The sequence below is a fragment of the Streptomyces sp. NRRL B-24085 genome (assembly GCF_001282115.1).
GTDB lineage: Bacteria > Actinomycetota > Actinomycetes > Streptomycetales > Streptomycetaceae > Streptomyces.
In genome coordinates, this window is the sequence record NZ_LJBR01000195.1 from 1 (window position 1) to 6,957 (window position 6,957).

General features: G+C 69.5%; 7 protein-coding genes and 1 pseudogene. All 8 read right to left on the reverse strand.

The window, feature by feature from the left end; translation table 11 throughout:
* A pseudogene (locus tag AOJ26_RS21595) lies at positions 1–556 on the reverse strand (hypothetical protein); the annotation flags it as partial.
* Positions 553–1,335, reverse strand: a complete 783-nt coding sequence (locus AOJ26_RS21600; protein ID WP_053849974.1) for a tetratricopeptide repeat protein — start codon at positions 1,333–1,335, stop codon at positions 553–555. The gene AOJ26_RS21600 and the pseudogene AOJ26_RS21595, both read right to left, overlap by 4 nt.
* Entirely contained in the window at positions 1,332–1,751 is a 420-nt protein-coding gene (locus tag AOJ26_RS21605; RefSeq protein WP_053849975.1) for a hypothetical protein, read from the reverse strand. The genes AOJ26_RS21600 and AOJ26_RS21605 overlap by 4 nt, the downstream gene beginning before the upstream one ends.
* 105 nt (positions 1,752–1,856) lie before the next feature.
* Positions 1,857–2,354 (reverse strand): hypothetical protein, encoded by a 498-nt coding sequence (locus AOJ26_RS21610; RefSeq protein WP_086723712.1) that lies wholly within the window; start codon positions 2,352–2,354, stop codon positions 1,857–1,859.
* 1,174 nt (positions 2,355–3,528) lie between these two features.
* The gene (locus AOJ26_RS21615; protein WP_053849976.1) at positions 3,529–3,891 is read right to left on the reverse strand and encodes a hypothetical protein; all 363 of its coding nucleotides are present in this window, start codon (positions 3,889–3,891) and stop codon (positions 3,529–3,531) included.
* 455 nt (positions 3,892–4,346) lie between these two features.
* Positions 4,347–5,522, reverse strand: coding sequence for a hypothetical protein (locus tag AOJ26_RS21620; protein ID WP_053849977.1), 1,176 nt, complete (start codon positions 5,520–5,522; stop codon positions 4,347–4,349).
* A 19-nt stretch (positions 5,523–5,541) separates the two neighbouring features.
* A complete protein-coding gene (locus AOJ26_RS21625) occupies positions 5,542–6,069 on the reverse strand; it encodes a hypothetical protein (protein ID WP_046916647.1) in 528 nt (175 codons plus the stop codon).
* Positions 6,069–6,761 carry a glycosyltransferase gene (locus AOJ26_RS21630; protein ID WP_234358639.1) on the reverse strand — a complete coding sequence of 231 codons (693 nt, stop codon included), beginning with the start codon at positions 6,759–6,761 and terminating at the stop codon, positions 6,069–6,071. Before AOJ26_RS21630 ends, AOJ26_RS21625 begins: the two co-directional genes overlap by 1 nt.
* Positions 6,762–6,957: the final 196 nt, after the last annotated feature.

Here is a 6,957-nt window from a genome sequence, read left to right on the forward strand (position 1 = left end):
GTGTGGGGGCGGGGGGCTTCGGGGGGATGAGGCGGAGATCGGATTCGATGCGGCGCGTTTCGGCCGCCAGCTTCCGGATGAGGTCGTGCGGCTGTTTCTGCCAGGTGCCGTCCTCGCGGATGAGGCTGGCGAGCAAGTCGAGGCGCCCGGGCTGGGCCTGGACGGCGATCCAGCGACAGCCTCGTTCGTCGCCGGGGACGGCGATGTCCGCGGTGCGGGCGAGCCGGTGGGCGATCTCCGCCCACTCGGCTCCGGTGAGTGCCCGGTCGTCGGGGTGCAGACGCACCCCCGCGTGCCAGATGGCATCCCGGCTGCCGTGCGGATCCGTGGTGGCGGGCCACATCCGGTACGTGTCGTGAAGGTGCCCGGCCCACTCGTCGGACTTCCAGACACGGGCTCCGTCGAGACCGTCCGGGTCGAGGTAGTCAGCGAGGCCCGGCCAGTGGGCGACCACGGTGTGCTCGGTCAGCCCTTCATGGATGCAGACGGGACGGCCCAGGGCCTCACCGAGTTCCTCGCCGGCGTCGTCGCTGCGGGGCGCCACGCGCACGATCACCTGCTGCCTCCCGCAGGCGCGCGTCCGGCGAGTTCGTGGAGGTACTGGCTCGCGGTGATCAGGGACCGCTCGCGGACCAGATCGGCGTGCACGGACACCTCGCCGGGCGGCAGCAGATCCAGCGCGCGGTCGATCGCCTCCAACGCCTCCTCGTGTCGGCCAAGTTTCCGCAGGGCGCCGGACTCGCGGAAGAGCACGATCGGGTCGGTGCGCGAGGCGAACGGCGGCCGGGCGGCGATCTCCAGCATCCGCTGCGCGCGCCCGGGCAGCTGGTGGCCGAGCCACAGGCCGTGGAGCAGCACCTGCAGCGTCTTGGGATGATCACCGGCCTCGACCAGGACGTCGCCAATCAGGGCCAGACCTTCGGGCCGGGACTGGCCCAGCAGCGCGAAGGCGTACAGCGCGCGGCTGTAGCAGTCCATGCTTTCGCGGACCGCGGGCTCTAGCTGATCGACGAGCGACTGAAGGGTGGGGCAGCGGAAGTCGAAGCGCAGCCCACTGAGGTACAGATGCCGAAAGGCGCGGTCCGTGATCGGGTCGGGCCCGGGCGCGCGGATCTGTTCGGGGCGCAGCAAGCCGAGCACGCTGCGTCCGGCGGCCCTGGCCGCCCACGCGGCATCCGTGCAGACCTGGGCGGACTCTTGCCAGGTGGCGTCGAGTTCCCGCAGGTCGGCGGCGAGCTGGGCGGGCCACAGGACGTCGGCGGACTCCATGGTCGCGCGGCTGCCGACACGTAGCAGGGCGAGGGCGCGTCCGGGGCGGCGGACGGGGAGCGTCATCGGCCGCCCCGGGCATCGTTGATGTGCATGAGCTGGTTGAGGCGGGTGAAGGTGTACCAGCCGCAGTCGGTGATCTGCCGCTGGCCGCCGAACTGCGGGAGCAGGAAGTCGCCCAGGGCACGCTGGTAGATCATGCAGTCCGGGCAGGCGCGGCCAAGGTGGACGAGGTAGCGGGGGTGGGCGGTGACGAAGGAGCGCTGACCGCCGTGCGGGTCGTACAGGCGCCAGCCGTCCTCGTCGGTGGGTGTGTGCCAGGACGGCGTGACCACCTTGAATTCGTCGCCCCACAACCGGTCGCCGGAGACGCCCTTGAGGACGACGACCCGGTCGCCGGGCCGAAAATGCTGGTGGGTGATGTCGCGTTGGGGCGTCAGGGTGTCACCTGGAACGTACGGAGGACGGGTGACGTCGGGCACGGAGAGTCCTTCCACGAGCAGTGCGGGGTGGCGGTGGGAGGCTCAATGCTCCGGAGGATCCCCGGGTTCGCTAACCGGGGATCGTCCGGTATACGCGCGGGACGGCTACCGGTACGGGTTCTCGGTGCCGCGGTCGTTCTCGGTGGCGGCATCCAGGAGTTCGGGCAGATCGGCGCCCTCGGCAGCCCGCTGGTCGATCCACCATCCGGCCCGTGTGACGGCGCGGATCTTCTCTTCCAGCACCGTCCAGTCCGCCTCGTCCCAGGTGCCCTCGGTGACCAGAGCGGTGTAGGCGCGGGTGGCGAGCTGGTGGCGGGAGCGCTCGCCCCAGCCGAGGGCGCGTTCGGCACCCTCCAGCGGCGGCATCTCGAACTGCTCGGCCCAGTCGGCGGCGGCCTGCTGTTCTTCGGCGCGCCGGGCGGCGAGCCATTCCTCCTTGCCGACGGTGTCGGCGTCGCGTGCCGCCTGCCAGCAGGCGATGCAGTCCTTCGAGGCGAGCCAGCGGGCGAAACCGGCGCGCTGATCGGCCTGGCGGCCGGAGAGGTCGTGCATGATCTCGTGACCGCAGCTGTGCTGAACAGGCCACGTCGTACGGACGGTCATAGAACTCCAGATAGTTGTGGGGAATCGGGTCAGAGCACGTGGTGCAGTCGGCCGTGACGAACGGCGCTGGGCGCAGCAGAGGTGTGACGAGGCCGCGCGGGTCCGAGGTGCTCAGGCCGAGGGCAGGCAATGTGACCTGCGCCACATGTCGAGGGGGTGCCGAAACCGGATCAGGGTCATCCGGATCGGTGAATGACTCTTAAGGCTTGCAGGAAACAGGGGATGACCTGCGGGTCCGGTCTAAAGCTGGTATTGATATCGCCGTTGGGGGGAGGCGGGGGCCATTCACTAATTTACTCAATCGCCCACGGAGTGGTCAGAGGTCGCGCGTTTCAGCGGCGAGTCGAGCACCCTTCGGGGTGGTAAGTTGATCCCGCAAAGCCCTTTTCCAGCGAGAGTCGGAAGGGGGTGATAGACGTGACCCTGGACAATGAAGGGCCGGTCAAGCGGCCGAGGAGTTGGCGTCGCCTGCGGGCGCGCTGGCTTCGACGCTTGAGGACTGGTGTCCTGATGGTGCAACTCGGGCTGATCACTGTGCGCATCGCGCAACTGGTCAAGTCCTGGCTGCCCTAGCCAGGGTGTCCACGTAGGGGCCCGCCGCACGCGAAGGGCCCCTACGTGGCATCCACGTCAAACCCTGGCGGGGTCTGTACTGGTTGGAGGCCGGGCAGGCCCCGCCGTCATTGTGGATGACGCTTAAGACTCTACCACCGAAGTGTTTTTACCGAAGTGGAAATGCGTCCCCGACATTTTTCGCCGCATCACCAAAATGGTCGATGTGAAATCTAAATCATCGCCCTGAACTTTGATTTGTCGGGTGTCAAATGATGGGGAGGCAGGCTGGCCTTTTTGCCCTGGCCACCCAAATGTGTGACGGCGTAATGTTTGTCGCCGGTGCTTTCTCGGGTGAGGCTGCGTCACTTCCCACGGCCGTGAGCGAGAGGTACTGCGGATGTCCGCAGGTCCGGCCGATGGCCGGGTGACCGGGGCGGCTCGCGGCGCCCGGCGCGGCTGTGGAGTGGTGGGCACCCATTCGAGTGACGGGCATTCAATTCCGTCCAGGCGCGAGGCTCCCGTCCCTGACCTGCTCAAAAGCGACCGCATCCGGAGCAGGGGTGGGACACACGCTCCACCGTGTTTTCGGCGCGCCAGTGCGTTCCGCGACCATGAGCGTTCAGGACCGTCGCGGGGCAGTGGATGGAGGAGGCTGGGCCGTCATCGCCGTCATCGCCGTCATCGCCGTCATCGCGCGACGTGGCTCCGGCGGCGCGGCAGGAGTATCCGGCGGCGAACTGCGCAGGTCGGGGTCGAGGCCGACGGTGTACCGGGCGGCGGTGAGCATAGCGGCGGCCCAGGACGCGCGGTCGTTTTCCCATGCGCGTCCGAGGTCGAAGGGGAGTCGGACCCACTGCCCGCGCAGCGTCGGGTAGGTCTCGAAACCAGCGTGGGCCAGGATGCTCGCGGCGAACGCGTCGTAGCGTCCTTCGACTTCGACCTCGCCGCCTTCGCCGCGGGTGATGCGGATCGGCTCGGTCATGCTCGCCTGCCTCGTCCGTGCGCAGCGCCCGGCTGGGCGGTTCTGGCCGCCTGTGGCGGTGCTGCCGGCGCGGCGGTGGCCAGGGCGGTGATGCGGGAGGGGCGTACAGCGGCGGCCTGCGCGATCTGCGAGCGTCGTCCGGTGCGTTCGTTGCGGGCGGCTGGCTGGGGTGTGCCCGGGGCGGGAGTGTGTTCGAGTGCGGACTCGGCCCGTACCTGGTAGCCGAGGCTGCGCAGATCGTGCACGACCTGGCGGGCGCGTCGCTGTCCGTCGTGCTCAGGGGCGGTGAGCCGGTACAGGCCCGGGGTGTCGGGGACCGGCTCGAACTGCTCGTGGGTAAGGAACCAGTCGGCCAGGTGGGCTGGGATCTGGGGGGTGGCTGTGGCGACGTAGCCGTGCTCGGGGTGGGTGTGGAAGCGGAAGTGGTCGGACAGAGGATGGAGCCTTTCTTCTGGTCAGCGGCGTGGAGATGGCCGATGAGAGTGGGCGGGCGGGCCCGGTTTTCCCGCCGAGGTGGTTTCACCGATGGCCGGTTGCGCGGGGCTGGCGGGCACGGCGGAATGCGCGATGCGCACGAACGCATCACGCGCGGCGAGCCAGGTCTCGATGGCCGGCACTGCCTCGAGCCCGAGCCGTGTGCGGACCTCGACTGGCGGCAGCAGACGGGCGGAAGGCTGGGCGGCGGCGGGGTTCTGGCTGCGCCGCCAGGCATTGAGTGCGGCCTGGCTGGAGGCAAGCGCCTCGCTCAGCTGGGCCACGGTGTCGGCGTCGGCGGAACGGTCCGCGACCGCGGCACCGCACTGCTGCAGCAGGCCGGGTGCGTGAGTGAGGACGGCTCGGAAGATGCGCCAGGCGTACTCGGCGAAGGTCCTGTTCACCTCCACCATGTCGTGACCGGTGAGGCTGGTGCCGTCGCTGGAGCGGCCGGATTCCCAGATCGCCGTCACGGCGTCGTACGCGTCGCGCAGTTGGTCGAGCGCCGAGACGACGGCGCCCAGGCGCCGGGCGTGCAGGGCCCGGTGGTATGAGGGAAGGAACGTGTCCGTGATGGCCTTGGCCGCAGGGTCCGGCCGTGGGGGGAGGACGATGCTGGAGGGGGCGTAGGGGTTGTTGTAGCTGTCGTCGAACTCCTGGTGGGAGGAGAGTGCCCCGACCAGATAGCCCAGTTGGGGATCTGAGCCGCATTCGGCGAGCAATAGCTCGACGCCCATGTCGCTGGTGAGCTTCGCCGCGTACGGCACTCCCTGGTTCTCCACCGCCCGGACGAATTCACCACGGTCCCACAGCCAGGGCAGCAGGTCCCCCTGCCAGACGGGATGGCTGTAGATCTCGACCTGGGCGGTCCACGTCCCGGGCAGTAGTACAGCGATCCGGTCGGCGATGTCGCCGAGGAACGGACGAGGGCTGACGTCCACGGTGGTGCGGTGGCGGTGGGCGAGAGGCAGCAGCTTCGCTGCGGCGGCTCGGATGTCCGGGCCGGGCGTGCTGTAAGTGCCGTCGTCCCGTTTGGTGAATCCGGCGTGTTCCAGAGCGGTGTGCGCCCACCGGTACTGCTCGCCGTGGGCGATGGCGACCAGGCCGGCGGCGCGGCTGTAGGCGAGCGTGATCTCGGCAGGAGAGTTTGGGGGCATCTCGGGTCTTTCGGTGAGCTCAGGGGCGACTCGACTGCCGTGGCTGCGGGACGGCAGGTGGCTGGGTCTGCAGGCTGGCCGTTCGCGGCGTGGACCGCGCGGTCCGTGGGGACGTCGCACGCAGGGCGGCGGCGGTGTGGCGCAGGCGGGCGCGGGCCGCGACGTATTTCTCTGCCGTCATGATCCGCAGGACCTGAAGGTCGTTGCGCAGAGGGGAGCGGGCGAGGTCTTCCACCGCCTCGCGCTGGAAGCCGGTCGTGGCGTACGTCAGGGCCTCGGCGAGCGTGTCCAGAGCTTTCGCGATGCCCGCGGTGGCTCTGGTGAGCTGGACCAAGGTGACGCGTTCGGGCGGATGGACCGTCAGTGGTGCGGTGAACCGTTCCTGCGCGCGTTCGGTGGCGTGCTGCAGATGGTGGGTCAGCATGGCGATGTCGTCGGTGAGCGTGACCAGGTCGACGGCCTCGGGAGTGGTGGGGAATTGGGCGGCCAGTTCGTCCAGACGCCGGGCCAGGTAATCGAGGGTGGTCGGGGTGACGGAGGAAGACATCAGACCGCCCCGGCTGCATCGCTCGTCTCCCGGGTGGAGAGGGCGGCTCGCAGACTGCGTCCGTAATGCCACGCATGCCGCCGAGCCCGCGCCTCCAGGACGTCGTAGGAGTCCTGGCGGGTCATCTGACCTGGGTGTTTGCGGTACCGGTAGACCGGGACGGGCAGCATGATGCCCGGTGCGAGGCAGGTAACGCCGATCGCGGCCATGTAGTCCTCGCCCTGGACGAGCCCGCCCATCGGGGCAGCGCGTACGAGATCGGTGCGCGCGAGGATCGTGGTCGGCCCGATGGGGATCGTGTCCTCAGGGTTCTTCCAGTACGTCCACACGTTGCCGGCCGCGTGCCAGCCGGGCGGCGTCGGGCACCGCCACAAGGATGTCGTTCCGTCCGGATACAGGTCCTGGCTGTATCCCGCGCACCAGCCCACGCCGGTCGTCTCCAGCGTGCGCAGCCGTACGGCCATGGCGTCGTCGGTGAACTCGTCATCGTCGTCCGCCCAGTTGACGTACTCGGTGCGAATGTCGCCCAGGGCGAGGTTGCGGGCGCAGGCTGCCCCGACCGGCCGGGGCAGCACGACGACGCGGACGCGCGGGTCGTCGGCGAGGGGCTCCGGCAGACTCGAGGGGTTGGCGCCATCGAGTGCGATGACCGCCTCCCAGGACACGCTCTGCCTGGTGAGGCTTTCATGCAGGGCGGTCAGGTAGCCGAGCCGGTCGGGCTGGAGCCGGGTGGCGATGACGACGGTGATTTTGGTGGTGGGGGAGTGCAGGAGGTTCTCCGCGGCAGGGGGCGAGAAGGGGTCAGCGGCGGGGCGCGGTGCGAGGTGTGGCGGCCGACGACGTTGGGGCGGGCGCGGTGGCGGATGTGCTGGGGGCGGTGGACTGGGG

What these genes read in the sequence shown, in the direction of transcription:
- AOJ26_RS21615 (WP_053849976.1), bottom strand. Translation starts at nt 3,891, where the DNA reads ATGACCGAGCCGATCCGCATCACCCGCGGCGAAGGCGGCGAGGTCGAA.
- AOJ26_RS21620 (WP_053849977.1), bottom strand. Translation starts at nt 5,522, where the DNA reads ATGCCCCCAAACTCTCCTGCCGAGATCACGCTCGCCTACAGCCGCGCC.
- AOJ26_RS21610 (WP_086723712.1), bottom strand. Translation starts at nt 2,354, where the DNA reads ATGACCGTCCGTACGACGTGGCCTGTTCAGCACAGCTGCGGTCACGAG.
- AOJ26_RS21625 (WP_046916647.1), bottom strand. Translation starts at nt 6,069, where the DNA reads ATGTCTTCCTCCGTCACCCCGACCACCCTCGATTACCTGGCCCGGCGT.
- AOJ26_RS21600 (WP_053849974.1), bottom strand. Translation starts at nt 1,335, where the DNA reads ATGACGCTCCCCGTCCGCCGCCCCGGACGCGCCCTCGCCCTGCTACGT.